This is a genomic window from Pseudomonas sp. P105 (genome assembly GCF_032614175.1).
GTDB classification, from domain to species: Bacteria; Pseudomonadota; Gammaproteobacteria; order Pseudomonadales; family Pseudomonadaceae; genus Aquipseudomonas; species Aquipseudomonas rhizophila.
In genome coordinates this window covers 3,499,883-3,522,666 of the sequence record NZ_CP126693.1, presented here as the reverse complement: position 1 = coordinate 3,522,666, position 22,784 = coordinate 3,499,883, and the positions used below count along the sequence as shown (strand labels likewise).

At 60.9% G+C, this 22,784-nt stretch carries 21 protein-coding genes; 10 read left to right on the top strand and 11 right to left on the bottom strand.

Annotation, left to right across the window (positions count from 1 at the left end; translation table 11 throughout):
• Positions 1–97: 97 nt before the first annotated feature.
• Both QOM08_RS15835 and QOM08_RS15830 read left to right on the top strand, forming a co-directional pair.
• Positions 98–1,105, top strand: a complete 1,008-nt coding sequence (locus QOM08_RS15835; protein ID WP_188250760.1) for a DctP family TRAP transporter solute-binding subunit — start codon at positions 98–100, stop codon at positions 1,103–1,105.
• A gap of 194 nt (positions 1,106–1,299) precedes the next feature.
• Complete coding sequence (locus QOM08_RS15830; protein WP_047225608.1) at positions 1,300–2,241, top strand: LysR substrate-binding domain-containing protein; 942 nt, start codon at positions 1,300–1,302, stop codon at positions 2,239–2,241.
• 58 nt (positions 2,242–2,299) lie between these two features.
• On the opposite strand, the gene leuD is transcribed toward QOM08_RS15830, so the two are convergent.
• The 6 genes from leuD to QOM08_RS15800 all read right to left on the bottom strand — a co-directional run bounded on the left by leuD (position 2,300) and on the right by QOM08_RS15800 (position 8,404).
• Positions 2,300–2,908 (bottom strand): 3-isopropylmalate dehydratase small subunit, encoded by a 609-nt coding sequence (gene leuD, locus QOM08_RS15825; RefSeq protein ID WP_188250761.1) that lies wholly within the window; start codon positions 2,906–2,908, stop codon positions 2,300–2,302.
• Position 2,909: 1 nt separating this feature from the next.
• Positions 2,910–4,331, bottom strand: a complete 1,422-nt coding sequence (leuC, locus tag QOM08_RS15820) for a 3-isopropylmalate dehydratase large subunit (RefSeq protein WP_188250762.1) — start codon at positions 4,329–4,331, stop codon at positions 2,910–2,912.
• Between the two features lie 229 nt (positions 4,332–4,560).
• Positions 4,561–5,400, bottom strand: coding sequence for a glutathione-dependent disulfide-bond oxidoreductase (yghU, locus tag QOM08_RS15815; protein ID WP_107322815.1), 840 nt, complete (start codon positions 5,398–5,400; stop codon positions 4,561–4,563).
• A gap of 128 nt (positions 5,401–5,528) precedes the next feature.
• Positions 5,529–6,263 (bottom strand): substrate-binding periplasmic protein, encoded by a 735-nt coding sequence (locus QOM08_RS15810; protein ID WP_107322814.1) that lies wholly within the window; start codon positions 6,261–6,263, stop codon positions 5,529–5,531.
• 25 nt (positions 6,264–6,288) lie between these two features.
• Positions 6,289–7,632 (bottom strand): diguanylate cyclase, encoded by a 1,344-nt coding sequence (locus tag QOM08_RS15805; protein ID WP_188250764.1) that lies wholly within the window; start codon positions 7,630–7,632, stop codon positions 6,289–6,291.
• A gap of 1 nt (position 7,633) precedes the next feature.
• Positions 7,634–8,404 (bottom strand): substrate-binding periplasmic protein, encoded by a 771-nt coding sequence (locus QOM08_RS15800; protein WP_047225614.1) that lies wholly within the window; start codon positions 8,402–8,404, stop codon positions 7,634–7,636.
• 262 nt (positions 8,405–8,666) lie between these two features.
• Between QOM08_RS15800 and treA the strand changes: the two genes are divergently transcribed.
• Positions 8,667–10,298 carry an alpha,alpha-trehalase TreA gene (gene treA / locus QOM08_RS15795; RefSeq protein ID WP_316911788.1) on the top strand — a complete coding sequence of 544 codons (1,632 nt, stop codon included), beginning with the start codon at positions 8,667–8,669 and terminating at the stop codon, positions 10,296–10,298.
• 66 nt (positions 10,299–10,364) lie between these two features.
• Here treA and QOM08_RS15790 read toward each other — a convergent pair whose 3' ends face one another.
• Together QOM08_RS15790 and denD are read right to left on the bottom strand one after the other, a co-directional pair.
• Positions 10,365–11,771, bottom strand: coding sequence for a GntP family permease (locus QOM08_RS15790; RefSeq protein ID WP_076384241.1), 1,407 nt, complete (start codon positions 11,769–11,771; stop codon positions 10,365–10,367).
• Between the two features lie 59 nt (positions 11,772–11,830).
• On the bottom strand, positions 11,831–12,787 hold the full coding sequence (denD, locus tag QOM08_RS15785; RefSeq protein ID WP_316911787.1) for a D-erythronate dehydrogenase: 957 nt from the start codon (positions 12,785–12,787) through the stop codon (positions 11,831–11,833).
• Positions 12,788–12,978: 191 nt separating this feature from the next.
• On the opposite strand from denD, the gene QOM08_RS15780 reads away from it, so the two are divergent.
• Genes QOM08_RS15780 through otnI form a run of 5 tightly spaced genes read left to right on the top strand, consistent with a single transcriptional unit; the run spans position 12,979 to position 17,316 of the window.
• A complete protein-coding gene (locus QOM08_RS15780; RefSeq protein WP_230682588.1) occupies positions 12,979–13,695 on the top strand; it encodes a FadR/GntR family transcriptional regulator in 717 nt (238 codons plus the stop codon).
• 21 nt (positions 13,696–13,716) lie between these two features.
• Positions 13,717–14,625 (top strand): L-threonate dehydrogenase, encoded by a 909-nt coding sequence (ltnD, locus tag QOM08_RS15775; RefSeq protein ID WP_076384245.1) that lies wholly within the window; start codon positions 13,717–13,719, stop codon positions 14,623–14,625.
• A gap of 2 nt (positions 14,626–14,627) precedes the next feature.
• Complete coding sequence (gene otnK, locus QOM08_RS15770; protein ID WP_047225617.1) at positions 14,628–15,899, top strand: 3-oxo-tetronate kinase; 1,272 nt, start codon at positions 14,628–14,630, stop codon at positions 15,897–15,899.
• Positions 15,896–16,534, top strand: a complete 639-nt coding sequence (gene otnC, locus QOM08_RS15765) for a 3-oxo-tetronate 4-phosphate decarboxylase (RefSeq protein WP_047225618.1) — start codon at positions 15,896–15,898, stop codon at positions 16,532–16,534. The genes otnK and otnC overlap by 4 nt, the downstream gene beginning before the upstream one ends.
• A gap of 5 nt (positions 16,535–16,539) precedes the next feature.
• On the top strand, positions 16,540–17,316 hold the full coding sequence (otnI, locus tag QOM08_RS15760) for a 2-oxo-tetronate isomerase (protein WP_047225619.1): 777 nt from the start codon (positions 16,540–16,542) through the stop codon (positions 17,314–17,316).
• Between the two features lie 82 nt (positions 17,317–17,398).
• Here the strand turns inward: otnI and QOM08_RS15755 are convergent, their stop codons facing one another.
• The 3 genes from QOM08_RS15755 to QOM08_RS15745 all read right to left on the bottom strand — a co-directional run bounded on the left by QOM08_RS15755 (position 17,399) and on the right by QOM08_RS15745 (position 20,689).
• Positions 17,399–18,622 carry a zinc-dependent alcohol dehydrogenase gene (locus tag QOM08_RS15755; RefSeq protein WP_173406875.1) on the bottom strand — a complete coding sequence of 408 codons (1,224 nt, stop codon included), beginning with the start codon at positions 18,620–18,622 and terminating at the stop codon, positions 17,399–17,401.
• Between the two features lie 99 nt (positions 18,623–18,721).
• Positions 18,722–19,675, bottom strand: coding sequence for a sensor domain-containing diguanylate cyclase (locus tag QOM08_RS15750; RefSeq protein ID WP_107322807.1), 954 nt, complete (start codon positions 19,673–19,675; stop codon positions 18,722–18,724).
• Positions 19,676–19,678: 3 nt separating this feature from the next.
• Positions 19,679–20,689 (bottom strand): response regulator, encoded by a 1,011-nt coding sequence (locus tag QOM08_RS15745; RefSeq protein ID WP_188250767.1) that lies wholly within the window; start codon positions 20,687–20,689, stop codon positions 19,679–19,681.
• Between the two features lie 115 nt (positions 20,690–20,804).
• Here QOM08_RS15745 and QOM08_RS15740 point away from each other — a divergent pair, with 115 nt between their 5' ends.
• Both QOM08_RS15740 and QOM08_RS15735 read left to right on the top strand, forming a co-directional pair.
• Positions 20,805–21,047: a hypothetical protein gene (locus QOM08_RS15740; protein ID WP_188250768.1), complete on the top strand. Its 243-nt coding sequence runs from the start codon at positions 20,805–20,807 to the stop codon at positions 21,045–21,047.
• Positions 21,048–21,334: 287 nt separating this feature from the next.
• The gene (locus tag QOM08_RS15735) at positions 21,335–22,777 is read left to right on the top strand and encodes a coniferyl aldehyde dehydrogenase (RefSeq protein WP_173406876.1); all 1,443 of its coding nucleotides are present in this window, start codon (positions 21,335–21,337) and stop codon (positions 22,775–22,777) included.
• Positions 22,778–22,784 lie beyond the last annotated feature (7 nt).

Here is a 22,784-nt window from a genome sequence, read left to right as displayed (position 1 = left end):
AATATGAATTTCAGTGGCGTAGGGACGGGGGGTAGAGTCCAAACGGACTGAGGGGGATACGTCCCCAACGCTCGAACAAAAACAATAGGAGCTCACCATGAAGTATCCATCCGTGCGTCGTGGCCTGACCGGGGTGCTTGCCAGCTTTGCCCTGGTCGGTGCGTTGTCTGTCCAGGCCGCCGAGCCGATTCTGATCAAGTTCTCCCACATCACCGCCGACAGCACGCCCAAGGGGCAGGGCGCCCTGATGTTCAAGAAGTTGGTGGAGGAGCGCCTGCCGGGTAAAGTCGAAGTGCAGGTCTACTCCAATTCGTCGTTGTACGGCGATGGCAAGGAGATGGAAGCGTTGCTGCTGGGTGAGGTGCAGATGTTGGCGCCGGCACCCTCGAAACTGGAGCAGTACACCAAGCAATTGCAGTTGTTCGACTTGATGTTCCTGTTCGACGACGTGGCGGCAGCGCAGCGCTTTCAACAGTCGGACAAAGGCAAGGCGCTGCTCAGGTCAATGGAAGGCAAGGGCATCACCGGGCTGGCCTACTGGCTCAACGGTATGCGCCAGTTGACCGCGAACAAGCCGCTGGTCAAGCCAAGTGATGCCCGCGGGCAGAAGTTCCGCGTGCAGCCCTCTGACCTGCAGGCCGCGCAATACAGCGCATTGCGCGCAGTGCCGCGCAAGATGGCGTTCGCCGAGATCTACCAGGGCCTGCAGACGGGGGTGGTGAATGCTCAGGACAACCCCTGGTCGAACATCTATTCCCAGAAATACTATGAAGTGCAGAAGTACATGACCGAGTCCAACCATGCCATCGGCAACTACCTGCTGATCGCCAACACCAAATTCTGGAATGGTTTGCCGGCAGATGTACGCGATGAGCTGGAGCAGATCATCGATGAGGTCACTGTCGAAGTGAACAAGCAGGCCGAGGTGCTCAATCAGAAGGCCAAGCAGGGCATCATCGATTCGGGCAAGAGCGAGATCATCAGCCTGACCCCACAGCAACGTGATGTCTGGCGCAACGCCGTGCGTCCTGCCTGGAAAGCCTTCGAAACGCAGATCGGTACCGAACTGATCGAAGCGGCCCAGGCGGCCAACCAATCCAACTGAAGTTCCCCAGCCACGGTCGCCCGTTCGGGGTGGCCGAAGGCGTCTCTCGAAGTTTGCCTTGCTGCTGGTTCTGATCGTGATCACTGACATCCCGGCCATCTCCCTGGGGCTGCCGAACGGGTTGGGCATAAGCTGACGGGGGGCGGATCAGTAGATGCTATTCTTCGCAAAAAAGTGGAGCAGGCCGGGCAGTCATGACACCAGAAAACACATTTCGTGTTCAAACGCCTCTGCCGGAGGACCTTCGGGTCTTCCTGACCGTCATTCGCAAATCCAGCTTTGCCGGTGCCGCGGATGAGCTTGGGCTCTCGCCGGCCTTCGTGAGCAAACGGATTCGCGTGCTCGAGCAGACATTGCGCACGCGGCTTTTGCATCGCACCACTCGACGCATTGCGCTGACTGAAGCGGGAGAAAAAACCCAGCGCTGGGCGATTCGCTTTCTCGACGACATGGATGATTTCGTTGGTGAGCTCACCGAGATTCGCCAAGCCCCTCGTGGCCTGCTGCACATTTGCAGCAGCTTCGGTTTTGGGCGCAATCATGTTGCCCCTGCGATTGCAGAGTTGTCATCGATCTACCCGGAACTGGAGGTGCGGCTGGATGTGTTCGACCGCGTGGTAGACATCGTTGCCGAAGGCTTTGATCTGGAGATCCGCGTGGGTGACGACTTGCCGGGCCATCACATCAGCCGCAAGCTGCTCAGTAACCACCGAGTGCTCTGTGCCACACCGGATTACCTGGAGCGGCGAGGGGTCCCGATCACTCTCAAGGATCTTGCTCATCATGATTGTCTGGTCCTGAAGGAGCGGAACAATCCATTCGGTGTGTGGCATTTGAATCAGGCCAACCGCGATGAGGTTGTACGGGTCAGCAGCAGATTGTCATCCAACAGCGGAGAAATCGTACTGCAATGGGCCTTGGCTGGGCGCGGGGTGCTTCTGCGGTCGTTGTGGGATGTTCAGCCACTGTTGGATCAAGGCAAGCTGGTCCGCGTGCTGCCCGATTACACCCAAAGCGCGAACGTCTGGGCGGTGTATCCGACCAGGCTGGCGGATTCGGCCAAACTTCGCGTGTGCGTGGAGTTTCTGGAGAGCTATTTGAAAAGGCTGCGGCTACCGGAGACGGCCCGCGCCTGACGGCAGTTCTGTCCGGCCCCGCAGGCCCGCAGGATGCAGGCCCTTGTTCGCTCGAGGCTCAGGCAAGCCAGGGGTTCAAACGATGGTGCAGTGCCTCGAAGTCGCGGATTCGTGACGTGTGCTCAAGCGTTGTACCAATCGCATCGAGACCTTCCAGCAGCGCTTTTTTACGCAAGGGGTCCATCTCGAACCCAATCATCTTTCCGCTCTGAAGGTGAATCTGCTGGGCATGCAGATCGATCGTGATCTGCGAGTTTTCAGGTGACCCAACGAGATGGCTGATCTCCTGCTGTTCTGACTCCTTCAACTGAATGAGCAGAACACCATTGCGCTGGCAGTTGTCGGAGAAAATACCAGCGAAACTCGTGCCGATCAGTGCGCGTATACCCAATTGCTTCAGCCCCCAGACCGCGTGCTCGCGGCTGGAACCACAACCGAAATTAGGTCCGGTGATCAGGAAACTGGCGTGATCCCAAGGGGCCTGATTGAGAATGAACGCCGGATTGGGGACGCCATCGGCCAGGAAACGCAAGTCAAAGAAGACCCCGCGGTCCAGCCCATTGCGATCGATGCCCTTGAGGAACTGCTTGGGCATGATGACGTCGGTGTCCACATTCGCGGCGGGCAGCGGTGCGGCGATACCGCGAACGATGGTGAATGGCTGCATTTCAGCTCTCCATGGACAGTTGACGAACGTCGGTGAGGTGGCCGCAAATCGCTGCGGCGGCGACCATCGCCGGGCTCATGAGGTGAGTTCTTGCTCCGGCGCCCTGACGGCCCTCGAAATTTCGGTTGGTACTGGAGGCACAGCGATCACCCGGCGACAGCACATCATCATTCATCGCCAGGCACATCGAGCAGCCGGACTGGCGCCATTCGAAGCCGGCATCCTTGAAGATCTGCGCCAGCCCCTCCGCTTGCGCCTGATCACGTACCCGTGTGGAGCCCGGTACGATCATCGCGCGCACGCTCGCCGCTACTTTGCGACCCCGAACGATGCGCGCGACATCGCGCAGATCCTCGATGCGTGCGTTGGTACAGGAGCCGATAAAGGCGTGACTGATCGGCACCCCGGCCAGTCGGGTTCCCGGCTCAAGGCCCATGTAGCGCAGTGCACGCTGCAGGTCCTGCCTGCGGATCAGGTCGCTCTCCAGGCGCGGATCCGGTACGCACTCACCAATCGGCGCGGCCTGGTCAGGGCTGGTTCCCCAAGTCACCATCGGCTCCAACGCGCTGGCATCGAGTTCGACTTCCTTGTCGAAATGCGCTCCAGGGTCGGAATAAAGCGTTTTCCATTTCTCGACAGCCTGCTCCCATAGCGCCCCTTTCGGGGCTCGCGGTTTGTCTTTGAGGTAGGCGTACACCTTTTCGTCCGGCGCCATGAAAGCCCCACGGGCACCGGCCTCTACGGCCATGTTGCAGATGGTCATGCGCGCTTCGACGCTGAGGGACTCAATGGTGGGGCCGGAGAATTCGATGGCGTAGCCCGTCGCACCGGACGCACCGATGTCGCGGATCAAGGCCATGATGATGTCTTTGGAGGTGACGCCTGCGCCCATCCGCCCGTGCACATTCACGCGCAGGGTCTTCAGACGTTTATAGACCAACGTCTGTGTGGCGAGCAGGTGTTCAATTTCCGAGGTGCCGATACCAAAACCAAAGGCGCCCAGCGCGCCATAGGTCGTTGTGTGGCTATCACCTGCGGCCACGACCATCCCGGGAAGAATGAAGCCTTGCTCAGGGGCAACCACGTGCTCAATGCCTTGTCGCTTGTCCAGGACATCGAACAACTCGATTCCGAAGTCTCGACAGTTCCGCTCGAAGTAAGAAACCTGAAGCGCGCCACCCGCATCCGGCATGGCCGCGACGCGATCAGGCGCGGTCGGGTTGACGTGATCGACCACGCACAACGTCGATGACGGGCGCCATACCGTTCTGTTCGCCTCTCTCAAGCCGCTGAAGGCCTGGGGGCTGGTGTATTCGTTGGCGACCTGGCGGTCGATGTAGAGCAACACATGGCCATGGTCGTCCAGCGTACAGACGGTGTGGGCATCTATATGCTTCTGGTAGAGCGTTCTGGGGCCTTTCATGACGGTTCTCGCGAGTGATCGGAAGGCGCGCCGGGAGGGCCTCACGATGCGCCGCGCTCAATGAGCAGTCATGCCAGCATAGGGAATGCGATTGCAGGTTCAATGGCTGAAAAGTCAATCATCGATTCACGATTCGTGTTTAATCCGCGCAGCGGTCAGCGATTCGGATAGCGCCCGGCCCACCGCGGTTGCTATCCGGTGCTGACAGGAAAAGACCGGCCCGGCCCCTTCAATCCAGATCCTCAGCCCGATGCCGCTCCGGCACTTGGCTCGCTTCATCACCCCACGTGCGGTTCACTCGTTGCCCCCGGATCACTGCCGGTCGATTGGCGATCTCCTCGGCCCAGCGTTGCACATGGGTATATTCGTGGGCAGCCAGGAACTCGGCAGCCGAGTACACGTTGTCGCGCACCAATTGACCATACCAGGGCCAGACCGCGATATCGGCGATGGTGTAGCTGTCTGCGGCCAGGTATTGGCTTTCGCCAAGACGGCGATTCAGGACGTCGAGCTGGCGTTTGGCTTCCATGGTGAAACGATTGATGGGGTACTCAAGTTTATCGGGCGCGTAAGCATAGAAATGCCCGAAGCCTCCGCCCAGATAGGGGGCTGCGCCCATTTGCCAGAACAGCCAGTTCAAGGTTTCGGTGCGCCCGGCCGGATCGGTGGGCAGGAAGGCGCCGAACTTTTCCGCCAGGTACAGCAGGATCGAACCGGACTCGAAAACCCGGATCGCCGGCTCCACGCTGCGATCGAGCAACGCCGGGATCTTGGAGTTCGGGTTGATCTGGACAAAGCCACTGGAGAACTGGTCGCCTTCGTTGATGCGAATCAGCCAGGCGTCATATTCGGCGCCGGTGTGCCCCAGCGCCAACAGCTCTTCCAGCAGGATGGTCACCTTCACGCCATTGGGCGTGGCCAGTGAATAGAGCTGCAGCGGATGTTCGCCCACTGGCAATACTTTTTCATGGGTCGGCCCGGCGGTAGGGCGGTTGATGTTGGCGAACTGGCCGCCAGACGGGGCGTTGTATTTCCAGACTCTGGGCGGTACATAGGGCGCTTTGCTCATGGGAGGGCCTCATTGCCGACTTGCAGTGACCGCGTGAACCGCGGAAAAAAGCTCTGGCCCAAGCCTGCCATAGGAGGGTCAGCGTCAGCAAATCACCCCGCCTGCACGTACTGCATTAGGCTTACCCGCTAACGCTCTTCAGTCATGATCCGATCCACTTCGCCTGAAGCCTTGAGCTTCGCGAAAGCTTGTTGAGCCCGGGTGACGATTTCGTCTGGGGTGCTCAGGCTAAACGCCATGTGAACTCGGTGGGGTTGTTCATCCAGGGAAAAGACCTCCTCCAGAGTGGTGAAATCCACTTGGGCATCTTTGCTCATCAGGCGCGCAGTGTTCTCGGGCATCGGCAGCAACTGAATCTGCTGATTCAACAGTTTCTGAAAGTTATCGTGGTTGTCCGCCGATACCACCAGCCGGGTAAAGCCTTTCTGCTGCAGGTAAACCTGCTTGGCGTCATTGCGCACCACGCCTATGGTGTACTGCTTGGCGTCTTCAAGGTTGTCAACGGCGATGCCGTCACGTCCACGCAGCTTGTAAAGCTTGGTCGTCGCCCGATGGATTTCACCCACCCACTTGAACATCTGCTCACGGGCCGGGGTGCGATCGAGCGGGAAGATCATCACATTGGGTTCATGCAGCGCTTTTTCGTAAGCGCGTGCCCATGGGTACAGCAACATGCGGTAATCGCTGATCCCTGCGCCTCTCAAGGTTTCGTCGGCTATTCGAGTGCCCGGGCCGACGAGCGCGCCTTCACGCAGGTAGGCGTATAACGAGTCTTCGGTCACGACTTCGATCGCCTCGGCGTGACTTTTCACGCTGATCAGGGCCAGGAGCAAGCAGGAGCAGAGCTTCAGACGATAGTGCATACAGACCTCGCAGCACACGGTGGTTTTATAAAGCGACGCAATTGCGCCCCTGGCGTTTGGCCCGGTACAACGCCTGGTCGGCGCGTTGCAGCAGTTGATCGAAGTGGTCCATGGTTTTGGTGTCCAGCTCGGCGACACCGATGCTCAGGGTGACAAAGGGCGAAACCGCTGAGCCGCCATGGGGCAGTGCAAGTTCAGCCAGGCTTTCACGAAACCGCTGGGCTGCCTCGCATGCCTGGCTGGCGTTGATATTGGGCAATACCACGACAAACTCCTCACCCCCCAGGCGAGCAGTCAGTTCGCCGGAGCGGCCGAAGACACTGCGCAGGGTCCCGGCGATCTGTTTCAAGCACTCGTCCCCCTTGATATGGCCGTAGGTGTCGTTGTAGATCTTGAAGAAATCCACATCGCACATCAGCACGGCCAGCGGGGTGTTGTGGCGGATCGCACGGCGGAATTCGACATCCTTCAGTTCATCGAAGTAACGACGGTTGGCCAAGCCCGTCAAGGCATCGTGACGCGACAGCGCTTCGAGGGCCTGGTTGGCGGCCTTGAGTTCCGAAGTGCGCGCCTCGACCAGTTCGGCCAACTGGTCGCGGCTGGCTGCAAGGGCCAATTCGTCCGAGTGCTGGCGCTCCAGATGGGCGTGGAGGTTGTCTTGCAGTGCATTGACTTTGGATTCGAGCAGGCTCAACTCGTCCTGGCGCCGGACCGAACGTTGCAGCTTGAGGTGGAAGTTGAGTGTTTGTGGTGAGAGTTTCCCCAGATGCCGGGCGATATGGACAACGTGCACGGTCACCAGGCGGTTGAACATGGTCATGACCAGGCCGGCCAGCAGCAACGACTGGATCACCTGCGTGATGACGATGCTGCGGGCTTCGTCCCAGAGGCGTTCCCAAAGCAGGTTGTTATCGCCCTCGATGGTCAGTTCACCGACCTTTTCGTTGGCGCCGATGTAGGGCTGCGCGACGAGCTGGCGATGCAGCACCGGCGCCACGCTGGATGCATTGCTGGCATATCGATTGAACTCGATGATTTCTGGCGCCTGTCCGGGTCGCAGGATATTGAGTACCACGCGTCCCACCGGCGCCGCATTCGCAACGCTGGTGATCTGCTTGTCCAACGATTCACGGTCCATTTCCCAAATGGCATGGGCCAGGGTGTTCTGGAACACCTGGTCGATCAGGACCAGCTCGGAATTCATCTGCGCCAGATTGTTTTCCCAGGCCTGCCAGGTACGCAGCGTGACCATCGCCAAGGTAAAGCACAGGCAGAACACCAGCGTGGCCAACACCAGACGCCGTCCCAGCGAGCTGAACGTCCTGGTTTTTGGCGGATGGATGGGGACAGTCCGAAAATCGTCGGCCATGTCATAACCACTTGCGCATGATGGCGTCGTAAACGCCATTACGGCGGATGGTCTCCAGGCCTGAGCGGAATTTCTCGACCGTCGCGGCCGGCGTCTTGCGACTGAACGCCATGCTCAAGCCATCCTGACTGCTCAATTCGGGAAGCGGCAGCGAGCGGATCAACACTTTATCCGGGTCTTCACCATTCTGGCGGGTCAGGTACAGCGCGTTGAGCTCGTTGGAAATCCATAGCTCCACGTGATCGACCTTGAGCTTGCGGTAGTTGTGTTCGTACTTGTTGCTCGACTGCAGGTCTTTACCAATGCGGAAACCCTTCGACACCAGGTATTGCTCACCCACGTCCTGATTGACGGTGGCAATCTGGTGACCGTGCGCATCGTCCAGCGAGTTGAGTTTTACCGGGCGCTCAGCCAGCGAATACATGTACCACTGGGTTGGGGCGATGGCCCCGACCCACTGGAAAAGTGATTCACGCGCAGGCGTTCGAACGATTGAATAAATCAACACGTTACTTTCATTGAGCGCCAGTTCGTAGGCCCGCGCCCAAGGCATGGGCTGGATGGACGCCTCTACGCCGACCTCCTTGAGCACCGCCTGGACCACCTCGGTGCTCATACCGGTCACTCGCCCGTTCTGCGTCATGTTATAGGGCGGCAGTTCTTCCGTAACGATGCGCAGCGCAGTCTCTGCGGCGGCGTTTGGCACGGCTGTGCTTGCAGCCAGGAACACCAGGACGCAGCTCATCAGCAGACGGTTAAACGGCAAAATCATCGAGAGTTACCCTATGCAACCAGCAGTGCCGGCGCGGCCTGGGGGCCGTTGACTTAATGTGTTATCGGCTGGGCCTATACGCGCTTGAGTGTCATCCGTCGAAACCGGGGGGCATTGAACCTGGGGCGGTCGGGCCAGACCCTGTGAAAAACTTGAGTGTGGCCTCTCTTGTTCCAGCTGTCGATTCGGCGACATTTAATGAACCCGGGTTTGTTCGGCCGTGTCAGTCGTTTGTCAGGAACGACAAATGATGGAGCCGCTGATGCGACCACTGTATTTCACCAGCCTGTCCTTCGCCGCGTTGCTGTGCGCGGCTTGCTCAAGCCAACCGCCCGCGACCTGGGGCTACATGGATGCCAAGGAACGGGCCAATCTGCCGCCCGACCAGGCATATCCCGAGTTGTTCGAAGCCGTGCAGAACAACCAACTGTTCACCGACCAGAAGCATTTCGTCGACGCACTGCCCACCCGCGACCCCTCGAAAATCCGTGCCGAATACCTGGCTCGTCGCGACAACAGCGACTTCGATCTCGAAACCTTCGTGAAGGACAACTTCATCGAGTCCGGCGCAGCGCAAAGCCCGGCACCGAAACCGGGCGCGCCCATTCAAGAGCACATCGACAGCCTTTGGCCCGTGTTAAGCCGTACCTATCGCCAAGTGCCGCCCTACAGCAGCCTGTTGCCCTTGCCACAACCCTATGTCGTTCCAGGCGGACGCTTTCGCGAGATGTACTATTGGGACTCCTACTTCACCATGCTCGGGCTTGAACAAAGCGGGGATCAGGCCCAGGTGCGCCAGATGACCGATAACTTTGCCTATATGATCGACACGTACGGGCACATTCCCAATGGCAATCGCACCTACTACCTGAGCCGCTCACAACCGCCATTCTTCGCTTACATGGTGCAGTTGCAGGCGCACATCGAAGGTGACCAGGCGTTTGGGCGTTACCTTCCACAACTGCAGAAGGAATACGCCTATTGGATGCAGGGCGCTGAGGGGCTCAAGCCGGGTGCCGCCGCGCAACATGTGGTCAAGCTCGCCGATGGCAGCGTGCTCAATCGCTATTGGGATGCCCGTTCGACGCCGCGACAGGAATCCTGGTTGCAAGATGTCAAAACCGCCGAACAGGCCTCGAACAGACCCAGGCAAGAGGTCTGGCGTGATCTGCGTGCCGGGGCGGAGAGTGGTTGGGACTTCAGTTCGCGCTGGCTTGGCGACGGCCAGAACCTGGCAACCATACGCACCACATCCATTGTGCCCGTGGACCTGAACAGCCTGCTCTATCACCTGGAGCGCACCATCGCCAAGGCGTGTGAAACCGTGCAGAACACGCCATGCGTCCAGGCCTATGGTCAGCGCGCGGACCGGCGGCAGCGTGCCATTGAGCAGCATTTGTGGAATGCCGATGCAGGGTTCTACGTGGACTACGACTGGCAGCAGCACCGTCAACGCCCGCAACTGACGGCCGCCACGCTGTTTCCTCTTTACACCGGCCTTGCCTCCGCGGACCACGCCAATCGCACGGCCGAGGCAGTCCGTGATGGTCTGCTGCGCCCTGGCGGCATTGCCACCACGCAGGTCAGCAATGGCCAGCAGTGGGACGAACCCAACGGTTGGGCACCGCTACAGTGGGTGGCGGTTGAGGGGCTGGATCGCTATGGGCACACCGCGCTGGCGCAGCAGATTGGCACTCGCTTCCTGCAACAGGTACACAATCTTTACCGCAACGAAGACAAGCTGGTAGAGAAGTACGACGTATCCGGGCGGGGAGATGGCGGGGGAGGTGGCGAATATGAGTTGCAGGACGGTTTCGGCTGGACGAATGGCGTGACGCTGAAACTGTTGAGCAAATATGGCGAACATTCCTCCGCAACGACTGTGGGTGAATGAGCAGGCGCTAAGAGCAAGGGGCACCTGGGCAGGATTTATCAGTTCCTGCCCAGGTGCCCGGCACTGTTATCCGAGAATGGCGTTGAAGAGCAACAGGGTGAGCAGGGAGGTGAACCAGCCGATCGTGGTCGGAATCGACCAGGTCAGCATCTGATGCTTGGCGTTGGTGACCCCGAGCATGCGGTTGACTACCCAGAAATAGCTGTCGTTGAAGTAGCCAAAGACCATCGAGCCAATGGCCGCCGCCTGGGCGGCGAAGACCATGTTAACGTCGGGAATCGAGGCCAGGATCGGTGCCGAAATCGAGGCGCCGGTGATCATTGCCACGGTGCCGCTGCCCTGGATCAGGCGCACCAGGGACGCGATCACGAAGGGGATCAACACCGCCGGCAGCGGCAAGGTGGCGACCCATTCGCCCATGTACTGACCCGCACCGCTGTCGCGCAACACGGCACCCAATGCACCACCGGCACCGGTGACCAGCAGGATGATGCCGGCGCTTTCCACGCCTTTCTCCATGTGCGCGATGACTTCCTCACGCGGGCGCCGCGGTACCAGTCCATACAGTGCCGCCACCACCCCGAGGCCGACAGCGATGACCGGGTTGCCGACGAAAGCGATGGTCTGACCGAACAGGCTCTGGGTCAGGGTGCTGTCGCCGTTGAGTTTGCCGAGGGCGACGACCAGGGTGTTGGCGAAGATCAGCAGGATAGGCAGCACGATCGGCAGCATCGACAGCCACAGCGGCGGCAGTTCGGCCTCGCGGGCATCGGCGCGTTCGAGCACTTCACGATAGGCGGTGGCGGGTTCGACCGGTGTCTGGCCGCTTTGCGCGATCATCGCCTCGATGCGTGGGCCCATGAAGCGGGCGTAGGCCACCAGCACGAAGGTGCCGGGAATGGTGAATACTACGCCCCAGAAAATCATCAACCCCACGTCGATATTGAAAATCCCGGCAATCCCCAGTGGCCCTGGCGTCGGTGGAACCGCATGGTGGGTCAGCATCAGGCCGCTGGCCAGGGCAATACCCAGGGTCAGCATCGATTTGCCGCTGTTGCGCGCCAGTGCCCGGACCAACGGGTTGAGGATGACGAACGCCGAGTCGCAGAAGATCGGCACCGAGACGATGTAGCCGGTCACCATCATCGCCCACTCTTCGCGTTTGTTGCCCAGCCAGCGCACGAAGGTATAGGCCATCCGCTCGGCGGCGCCGGAGACTTCCAGCAGGCGGCCCATCATCACACCGAAACCGATGACCAGGCCGATGGTCGACAGCGTGGCACCGAAGCCGGTGGTGATGGATTTAACCAGCGCGTCGGGCGCCATGCCGCCACCCAGGCCGGCGATCGAGGCGGCGATGATCAGCGCCAGCAGGGCGTGGATGCGGGTCTTGAGAACCAGCACGATGAGGATGACGATGGCCAGGACCAGGCTCACCATCAGCTGTGGGCCGGCGATAGAAGTTGCGTCCATTGGGTAATCACTCTTGTTGTTATTGGATGGAACGACGGCACCGCACGGCGCCGCCTGGGTCAGTGATTCATGCTGTGCTGGTGCGCCCTTACCACGCTGTCGAAATCGGCATCACCGCGAAAGCCCAATTGCAGCGGCCGCTGGATGTCGAAGTCGCCGGGCCAACTGCAGACGATGCGCTGGATCCGCTCGTCCGGCTCAAAGCTGACCCGCGCGCGGGCCGCCTCGCCACCGACACGGGCGAGACTGTCGAGCATTTCGCTGACCCGCACGCTGATGCCGGGCAGGTTGAGGGGCCGCCGCAGGCCAAGCGCCTGGCCGTCCAGGCGCGCGGCATGGACCAGATTGTCGACCACGGTCTGCGGCGAAGACAGCCACATGCGGGTATCCAGTGGTACCGGACAGTTGCTCATCTCGCCGGCCAGGGGCTCGCGCAGGATGCCGCTGGCAAATGACGAGGCCGCTGCGTTGGGTTTGCCGGGGCGAACGGAAATGGTCGGGAGGCGACACACCCGGCCATCGATGAAGCCCTTGCGCGAGTAGTCATTGATCAGCAGTTCGGCCATGGCCTTCTGCGCGCCATAGGACGATTGCGGCAGCGGTGCGAGTTCTTCGGGCACCTGCTCGGGCATCGGCCCACCGAATACCGCCAGTGAGCTGGCGAACACGAAACGCGGTGCCTGGGCCTGTTGGCGGCAGGCTTCGAGCAGGGCGCGGGTCGCATCGAAATTGACCCGCATGCCAAGGTCGAAATCGGCTTCGGCCTGGCCACTGACGATCGCGGCCAGGTGATAGACCAGGCAGGTCTCTGGGCCGATCAGCGATTTGATAAAGGCCGGGTCGCAGATGTCGCCGGTGTGCGACACCACTCGAGGGTCATCGATGGGGCAGGGCGCCAGGTCGACCGAGACGAGGCTGGCGCCGGGGGGCAGCAAGTCACTCGCGGTGGGCGCCAGCAGCGCTTCGATCAGGCGGGCGCCGAGAAAGCCAGCGCCGCCAGTTACCAGGATCTTCATGTATTGCACTCCGCTTAAGGAGAATATTCGGGGCAGGGTGCCGAACGCCCCGTATTCTTGTTATTTGACGAACCAGGTGACAAGCAGTTGTCATGTTGTATGATGAATTTAACGTGGACGCAACCGTTGCGTGTTTTCTTCTTGCCCACAGCGGGTGGCAAGGCAGCGCGACGATTGCCGGGAGAATTTGAGTGGACAGTCTGAACGACGTTACCCCCAAGCTGGCCGAACGGCTGGCCAAACGCCTGAGTGCAGCGGTCCATGACGGCCAGTTGGCCGCCGGGAACCGCCTGCCCACCGAGCAGGCATTGTGCGAGCAGTACGGTGTCAGCCGCACGGTGGTGCGCGAAGCGATTTCGATGCTCAAGCGCGAAGGCATGCTCACTTCGCGTCAGGGCAGCGGCACCTTCGTCGTGCCCAATCCCAGTGTCGCGCTGCGCCTGTCTCCGCCCCAGGGCAACTTCGAGGCGGTGGTGGAAATCCTCGAATTGCGCAGCGCGCTGGAGATCAAGGCCGCCGAGCTGGCCGCGGCACGGCGCACCAATGCGCAACTGCGGGCGATGCAAAACGCCTTGGCCGAGCTTGACGAAGCGGTCGAGCGGGGTGAAGACGGCGTGCGCGAAGACCTCGCCTTCCACCGTTCGGTGGTGGCCGCCACCGGTAACCAGCACTTTCTCGAAACCATCGATTTTCTGCACCAGCTGCTGCAACAGGCGATCAGAGTGACCCGTCGCAACGAGGCGCGTAACGCCCAGTACATGTGTCAGGTCGATCAGGAGCACCACGCGCTGCTCGCCGCTATCGCCGCAGGTGACAGTGAGGCGGCACGTACCGCGGCCTCCTCGCATCTGCGCAACGCCGAAGTCCGCCTGCGCGAAGCGCGAAGCGAGGCCGACGCGTCCGGATAACAACCACAAGAGGATTCACCCGTGACAGCAATATCCAGTATTGGTGTGGTCGGCCTGGGCTCCATGGGCCTGGGCATGGCGCGCGCACTTTTGCGCGCTGGTCTGCCCGTATGGGGCTACGACATCCGCGAGGATGTGCGTCAGGCCTTCATCGCCGAAGGTGGCCAGCCGGTCAGTGCCCTGAGTGACAGCGCCGCGCTCAGCGACCTGCTCTTCATCGTGGTGGTCAACGCCGCGCAAACCGAGCAACTGCTGTTCGGCGAGCAGGGTATTGCTGCGCGGTTGCGTCCGGGTTCCGTGGTCATTGCCTGTGCAACCATCTCGGCGGCGGCTGCGCGGCGCATCAGTGGGCGCTTGGCCGAGCATCAAGTGCTGATGCTCGATGCGCCGATTTCAGGCGGGGCGGTGCGCGCCGAAGCGGGCGAGTTGACCATCATGGCCTCGGGGCCGGAGGCCGCCTTCGAACGGGCGCAAACGGCACTTGCCGCCGTCGCCGCCAAGGTCTACCGGCTGGGTGAAGAGGCCGGGCAAGGTTCGCAGATCAAGCTGGTCAACCAGTTGCTCGCCGGGGTCCACATTGCCGCGGCGGCCGAAGCCATGGCCTATGGCATTCGTCAGGGCTGCGATCCCGAGGCGCTCTACGAGGTGATCAGTCACAGCGCCGGTAATTCCTGGATGTTCGAAAACCGCGTGCCGCATCTGCTGGCGGGTGATTATCGACCGCGCTCGGCGGTGGATATTTTCGTCAAGGATCTGGGCCTGGTGCTCGACAGCGCCCAGGAGGCGGTCTTCCCGCTGCCGCTGACCGCTAGCGCCCACCAGATGTTCAAGCAAGCGTCGGCTTCCGGGCTGGGGCGCGAGGATGATATCGCCGTGGTGAAGATATTCCCCGGCATCAACTTGCCTGCCGCCGCCAACGAGGAGATTTGACCATGCCCCTGATCGGATGCATCGCCGATGACTTCACCGGAGCGACCGACCTTGCCAGCATGCTCGTGCGCGGCGGTGCTCGCACTGTGCAGACCATTGGTGTCCCGCACGGGCCCTTGGCGGTGGGTGAAGCCGACGCCCTGGTGGTGGCACTCAAATCGCGCAACCTGGCGCCCGATGAAGCCGTCGCTCAGTCGCTGCAGGCGCTGGAGTGGTTGCGCCAGCAGGGCTGCCGACAGTTCTACTTCAAGTATTGCTCGACGTTCGACTCCACCGCTGAGGGCAACATCGGCCCGGTCAGCGATGCGTTGCTTCAAGCCCTGGGCAGCGACTTCACCGTGGCCTGTCCGGCCTTTCCGGAAAACCGCCGCAGCGTGTTCAACGGCTACCTGTTCGCCAATGACGTGCTGCTCAACGAAAGCGGGATGCAGGACCATCCACTCACGCCCATGCGCGACGCCAACCTGCTGCGCGTGTTGCAGCCGCAGACACGCCACCCGGTCGGCCTGATCGACTACCGGACCCTGCGCGCCGGCGTCGAGGCGACCCGTCAGCGGATCGCCGCGTTGCGCGCCGAGGGCGTGGGCATCGCCATCAGCGACGCCATTGATAATGAAGATTTGCAGGTGCTAGGCGCGGCCTGTGCCGATCTGCCGTTGGTCACGGCCGGCTCGGGGCTGGCGCTGGGCATGGCCCAGGATTGGCAGGCCAGAGGGCTGTTGCAGGCCAACGGCGAAGCCAGCCGGCTGGAGGCGGGGTGGGGGCGCCAGGCGATTCTCAGCGGTAGCTGTTCGCGAGCGACCCTCGGCCAGATCGAGCAGGCGGCAGCGGTCTATCCTGCTTTCCGTCTTGAGGCCGCCGAGCTGATGGCCCGCGGTGATGCACTGGTGGCCGAGGCCCTGGCCTGGGCTGCCGGCCACCCGGGGCCGGTGCTGATCTATGCCAGCAGTCCAGCCGACGAGGTACGCCGGGTGCAACAACAGTTCGGCGCGCAGCAGGTCGGTGAACGCATTGAATCGGCGTTGGCGGCGATTGCCCGTGCGCTGGTCGAACAGCAGGGCGTGGGCCAACTGCTGGTGGCCGGTGGCGAAACCTCCGGCGCAGTGGTCGGCGCGCTGGGCATCGAAGGTTTGCGCATCGGGCCGAGCATCGACCCCGGCGTGCCCTGGACCCAGACGCTCGGCCAATCCGGTCGGCCGCTGACGCTGGCGCTCAAGTCCGGTAACTTCGGTAGCGCCGATTTCATGATCAAGGCCTGGGAGATGCTGGCATGACAGAAAGCCAATTGCGCGAAGAGATCGTCGAGATCGGCCGTTCCCTCTACCTTCGTGGGCTCAGCCCCGGCTCCTCCGGGAATATCAGCGTGCGTCTGGACGATGGCTGGCTGCTGACACCGACCAACGCCTGTCTCGGTCGCCTGGACCCGGCCGACATCGCCAAGCTCGACTGGCAAGGTAACCACCTGGCCGGCAAACCCGCCTCCAAGGAAGCGTTCCTGCACCGTGCCGTCTATGAAGGCCGTGAAGATTCCGGTGCCATCGTGCACTTGCATTGCACGCACTCGGCGGCGGTCTCGTGCCTGGATTGCCTGGACGCGACGTCGTGCCTGCCACCGCTGACACCCTATTTCGTCATGCGTGTGGGGCGCTTGCCGCTGATTCCGTACCACCGGCCCGGTGATCCGCGGCTGGGTGAGGCGATTCGCGGGCTGGTCGGACAGCACAGTTCGGTGTTGCTGGCCAATCACGGGCCGGTCGTTTCGGGCAAGAGCCTGGAGGCGGCCACCTATGCCATCGAAGAACTCGAAGAAACCGCCAAGCTCTACCTGTTGCTGCGCCAGCAGCCGGTACGGGCGTTGGACGACGAACAAATCGAAGAACTGCGCCAGACCTTCGGCGCCCAATGGTGACTGCAATGCCACGTTTCGCTGCCAACCTCAGCATGATGTTCAACGACGCACCTTTCCTGGATCGCTTCGGCCGAGCCGCCAAGGCCGGCTTCAAGGGCGTGGAATACCTGTTCCCTTATGAGTTCGCACCGGCCGAACTGGCCGGACGTTTGGCCGAGCACGGGCTTAGCCAAGTGCTGTTCAACCTGCCACCGGGGGATTTTGCCGCAGGCGAGCGCGGCATCGCGGCGTTGCCGGGGCGCGAGGCGGAATTTCGTGAAAGTGTCGACCGGGCCATCGAATACGCCCACGCCCTGGGCTGCCCCAAACTGCACGCAATGGCCGGACTGGTGAGTGACGAGAGCCAGCGCCCGCGCATGCGCGAGGTCTATCTGGAAAACCTGCGTTACGCCGCACGACGTTTGGCCGAGCACAAACTGACACTGTTGATCGAGCCGATCAACAGCCGCTCGATTCCGGGTTACTTCATCAATCGCCAGGCCGAGGGCCATGCGATCCTGGCCGAACTGGGCGAGCCGAATCTGCGTGTGCAACTGGACCTGTTCCATGCACAAATCATGGAAGGCGATCTGATTGCCGGTTTCCAGCGCTTCCAGGCCGGTGTCGGGCATATCCAGATTGCCGGCGTGCCGGATCGGCACGAACCGGACCTGGGAGAAGTGAACTACCCATACCTGTTCAAACTGCTCGACGAGGCCGGCTACGATGGCTGGATCGGCTGCGAGTACAACCCCCGCGGCCTGACCGAGGATGGCCTGGGCTGGTTTGCGCCTTGGCGCTGAGCTGAGAGGGGTAGGGCGTCCAGGCAGGGCGTGAGGGCATGCGATGAATACACCCTCTCGCCCCAGACGCCGGATAAGTCCCCTACGTACTCAGCAGAACGGCCTGGTCGTCATCTACCGGCAAGACAATATCGGGCTCGCCGGGTGTCAGGATGACCTTGCGGCAATCTTCCTGTTTTTTGTCGAATAGCTTGTAGCCCTCGGCGGCCTGTTCCAGGGACAGGCGATGGCTGATGATGACTTCAGGGCTAAGGCGACCGGTCTCGATATGGCCAAGCAGCTCGGGAAGATACCGCTGCACGTGGGTCTGGCCCATTTTGAAGGTCAGGCCTTTATCGAATGCGTCGCCGAACAGGAAGCCGTGGATGAAACCGGCATACACGCCCGGTACGCTTACGACCCCACCGCGCCTGACCGCCGCAATGCATTGGCGTAACGCCTTGCCGCTGCTGCCTTCGAGTTTAAGCGTAGCCAGCACTGTTTCGGTGGTGCTGCCTTTGGCTTCAAAACCCACGGCATCCACCACGCCGTCCACGCCCCGCATGCCCTTGGTCTGGCGAATGATCGTGTCCGCCGGGTCGTCGTCTTCATCAAAATTGATGGGAATAACGCCATAGGTTTTCTGTGCATAGGCCAGACGATAGGGGTGATGATCGACCATGAAGATCTGGTCGGCGCCCAACATCCGCGCGCAGGCGGCGCTCAGTAAACCGACCGGCCCGGCGCCATAGATGGCAATACTCGAGCCGTTGCCGATCCCGGCGTTGGTCACCGCTTGAAAGGCGGTTGGCAAGATGTCCGAGAGGAACAGCACCTTCTCGTCCGAGAGGGTTCCCGGCACTTTGAAAGGCCCGGTGTTGGCCTTTGGTACCCTTACATACTCAGCTTGTCCGCCAGGGATACCGCCGTACAAATGACTGAAACCGAACAGAGCTGCCCCGGGCGGGATTGCCTTCTTGTTCAGAATCGCGCCACGACCCGTGTTGGTCGTTTCGCAAGCGGCGAACAAATCCATCTGACAGAAGAAACAGCTGCCGCAGGCGATAACGAAAGGCACCACCACTCGATCGCCGGGTTGAACGGCGGTCACCGCTGAACCGGCCTCTTCAACGATTCCCATGAACTCATGGCCGAAGATGTCGCCATGTTCGACAGCGGGAATTTTTCCGCGATAAAGGTGCAGATCGGAACCACAAATCGCCGTTGCCGTGACACGCAGAATGATGTCGTCACTGTCCTCCAGGACCGGGTCGGGGACCGTGTCGACTTTCACACTGTGTGCACCGTGGTAAGTGAGTGCTCTCATGACTTCCTGCCTCTGGGTCGCGTGGTGATATAGGGCAGAGGCGGGAGGCTGGATGGAAGTTCAGAGCATTAGCGCGGGCACGTGACTGGCGGTCATCATCTACTCATGCACCGTCACCCGATTGCGCCCGGTTTTTTTGGACGTATACAACGCCTGGTCGGCCCGGGCGATCAGTTCGGCGTGGCCGGTCGAGGGCTGGCTCAGGTCTGCCACTCCAAGGCTGATGGTGAAACGGATGCTCTGGTCGTTGTACAGCACCTGCAGTTCTTCGACGGCCTTGCGCAGGCGCTCGGCGAACATCCGGGCACCGGTCTGGTCGGTGTCCGACAGCACCACACCGAACTCCTCGCCGCCATAACGCCCGGCCACGTCGGAGTCGCGTACGTGTTCGTGCAGAAGCCTGGCGACCTGCTCGATGACCTTGTCCCCGGCCTGGTGGCCATAGGTGTCGTTGACCCGTTTGAAGTGGTCGATATCGAGCATCACCAGGCTCAAGGCATTGCCATAGCGCTGATGCCGCGCATAGGCAGCTTTCAGGTTCGCCTCCCAATGACCGCGGTTGTACAGCCCGGTCAGTCGATCGGTACTGGAGAGCTGCTGCAATTGCGCATTGGCGGCCTGTAGTTGATGCCGGTTGGTGGCGACGTCGGTGACGTCATAGATCACCAGGCAGATGTGACTGATCGTGTTGTCGGGCGAGCGCAGCGGTAACAGCGTGGTGTTCTGGTACATGAACTCTTCCTGGCCGGTGATCGGCTGGTAGCTCTTGAACCGCACCAGATAGGGACGCTGCTCCCAGACAGTGAACGCTGGGGTGCCCAGGGCAGCGACGCTTTCTACCTTGCGGCTGAACCACTGGCGATCGATTTCCGGGAACAGGCTGAAAAAATGCTGGTCGTGGGCGTCCTTTGGCTGCACCCCGGAGCGGTTCTCCATGAACGTGTTCCAGACCTGCACGCGGTAGTCGCGGTCCAGTACCACCACCCCGACATCGATGCTCTGAACAATGGCCAGCAACCAGTGAAACTCGTTCAGATCAATGGAATCAGGCATGGCTCAGGTCATCAGGTAGGTGAGTTTTTGGGTCAGCCGCTCGATCGAGTCTTCGGTGAACAGTAACAATAGATCGAAACGAATATCGTGCCCTTCCAGGCTGTAGCTGATTTCCACCGCCAGGGTCTTTTTCCAGTGCTTGCGGTTGACTTGAATCAGTTCCTCGATGGCCGCGTGCTGGCCGAGAATCTGCGGATGCCCCTGAGAAAACACCACGTCGATCTGTTCGGCAATGCTGCTCAGGCAAGCGCCGATCAGGACGCTGGAGAGGTCCAGCAGCATTTCCAGGTCCGAATAGTCGCTGCTTTGACGTTGCATCAGTTGCGCTATGTCGGCAATTTCCGACTCGTGAAATATCAGCAGGGCTTCGCCGGCAATCCCGCTGCCAATAAAGCCCTGGCAGATGGCGGTGAGTTGTTCAGAGCTACCGGCATCGTTCAGCGCCATGTGCAGCTCACCCACCTCAAGGATGTTCACGTTCGGTACCGGTAACTGCACAAACACACCCAGCACTTTGGCGATCAGGGCGGCGGCCTGGCCGATGGCAACGTTGACCGTCTCGCGAAACGCATCGTGAAAACTGATGGCCGTGTTCGTTGCCGGACGATTTTGCGGCGGCGTCTGGCCGGGTTTCGTCAGCAGGCCCAACTGGCTGAGCGTCTGGCGCAGTTCGTTTTCGTCGAAAGGTTTTTTCAGGAAAGCCAATGCGCCCAGCTCAAGCACGCGGCGAACCGCCTGCTCCTGCACGTCACCGGAGATCACGATGACTTGCGCCTTCAAGCCTTCGGTGCGCAAGGCGCTCAACACCTGGTAACCATCCATCTCCGGCATGGTCAGGTCCAGTAGCACCACCTGGCCCAGCCCCTGGCGTATGGCGTCCATGGCCTGGCGACCATTGCTGGCCTCGGTGACCGAGACCGGCCAGTCCGCCGGCAGCGCCCGTAGCACCTGCTTACGGGCCATGTTGGAGTCGTCGCATACCACTAAGGGAATCACTGACACTGGGGCGCCCATTTGAATTGAACGGCAGCCGAGGCCTTCAGGCAGGCCACGCATTGCATTGAACTAAAAACTGGACCAATAAGTCAGGCTAGTCAAATGCACTTCATCCATTTCGGGAGTCTGTCCAATGCGCAACTACACGGTGAATTACCTGTTCAACGACGCGCCTCGCACTCACGCGTTCGAGCTCAAGCAGCTTCAACTGCCCGTCCATGAAGCCGCGATACACCTGCTCCAGCTGCATTTTGGAGATGCAGAGAACGGCCTGATCATGCCCACCGCGGATGCGACGCCTGCGCAGATCCTGGAGCAGGCCGAGCGGGTAGGGCTGACGCAAATCAGGGTTGTCGATCAACACATAATTGATTAATCAAAATAATCAGTTGTTTTAGTTTTTTGCTCGTGATCCGTGTTGAACCGCCCATGAAAAACATCCGCACCGGGGTTCCGCCTTTGGTGGTCCGAACCGGATATTATCGGTATTTCTGGCTGTTTATGGGCTCTTAGCCTCGCGTCGGGATGTTTGTAAATTAAGAAACCTACTGGTTTCCTTTCTGTTGTTTTTTGGCATACTCACCCAGCGAGTCGACACAGATGTCTGCTCGAAATGGTATTTAGTGCTGTCTAATAACAATATAACCAGCAGGAACCCACGCCATGCACAGTCCCGATCACCACGCTACGCCAGTCGGCGCCGAACAACTCACTGCCACGCTCGCACGGATGAAACAGGCCCACTTGGTTGACGGACCGGCCAGCCTGGAGCTGCGCCGCGACCGCCTCGATCGGGCCATTGCGCTACTGCTGGACAATCGTGACGCCATCGTCGCAGCGGTGTCGGCGGACTTCGGCAATCGTAGCCGCGAGCAGACGCTGCTTTCCGATATCGGCGGTTCGGTGGCAAGCCTCAAGCATTGCCGTGAGCATCTGGCCGAGTGGATGCAAGCGCAATCGCATCCGTCACCCTTCCCCGGCAGCGAGGCGCGGGTCGAGTACCAGCCGTTGGGCGTGGTGGGCGTGATCAGCCCCTGGAATTTTCCCATCGTACTGGCGTTCGGGCCTCTGGCGAGCATCTTCGCCGCCGGTAACCGGGCCATGCTCAAACCCTCGGAACTGACCCCACGCACCTCGGCATTGATGGGCGAATTGATCGCCCGATATTTTGACGAGAATGAACTCACCACGGTGCTGGGCGATGCCGAAGTCGGCGCGCTGTTCAGTGCCCAGCCGTTCGATCACCTGATCTTTACCGGTGGTACGGCGGTGGCTCGGCACATCATGCGTGCAGCCTCGGACAATCTGGTGCCGGTGACCCTGGAGCTGGGGGGCAAGTCGCCCGTGCTGGTGTCCCGTAGCGCCGATCTGGCGACGGTGGTGCAGCGGGTCATGACCGTGAAGACCTTCAACGCCGGGCAAATCTGCCTGGCCCCGGATTACGTGCTGCTGCCGAAAGAATGCCTGGAAGACTTCGTCGCCGAGGCGGTGCGCTTCGTCGGTGCCATGTATCCCTCCTTGCACAGCAACCCGGACTACACCTCCATCATCAACCCACGCAATTTCGACCGCCTGCAGGGTTATCTGGCCGATGCTCGCGCCAAAGGGGCGCGGCTGATCGAGATCAACCCGGCGCAGGAAGACCTGGGCGATCGCCAGACCCGCAAGATCGCTCCGACGCTAGTGCTGGATGCCACTGAACAGATGCAGGTGCTGCGCGAGGAAATCTTCGGCCCGCTGTTGCCGATCAAGACCTATCGCGATTTCGCCACGGCGATTGACTACGTCAACGGTCAACCTCGGCCCCTTGCCGCTTATTACTTCGGCGAGGACGCCGGTGAGCGCCAGCAGGTGCTGGAGCGCACGACTTCGGGCGGTGTGGTGATCAATGATGTCATGAGCCATGTGGTGTTCGAGGCGCTGCCGTTTGGCGGGGTCGGTCACTCGGGGATGGGGGCGTATCACGGTGTCTACGGTTTCCGTACGTTCAGCCATGCCAAGGCGGTGGTGGTGCAGAGCCCGCTCGGTGAGTCCAACCTGGCAATGCGCGCGCCTTACGGCGCAATGATCCACGGTCTGCTGGATCAATTGCTGACTGCCCACTGAGTCTTCA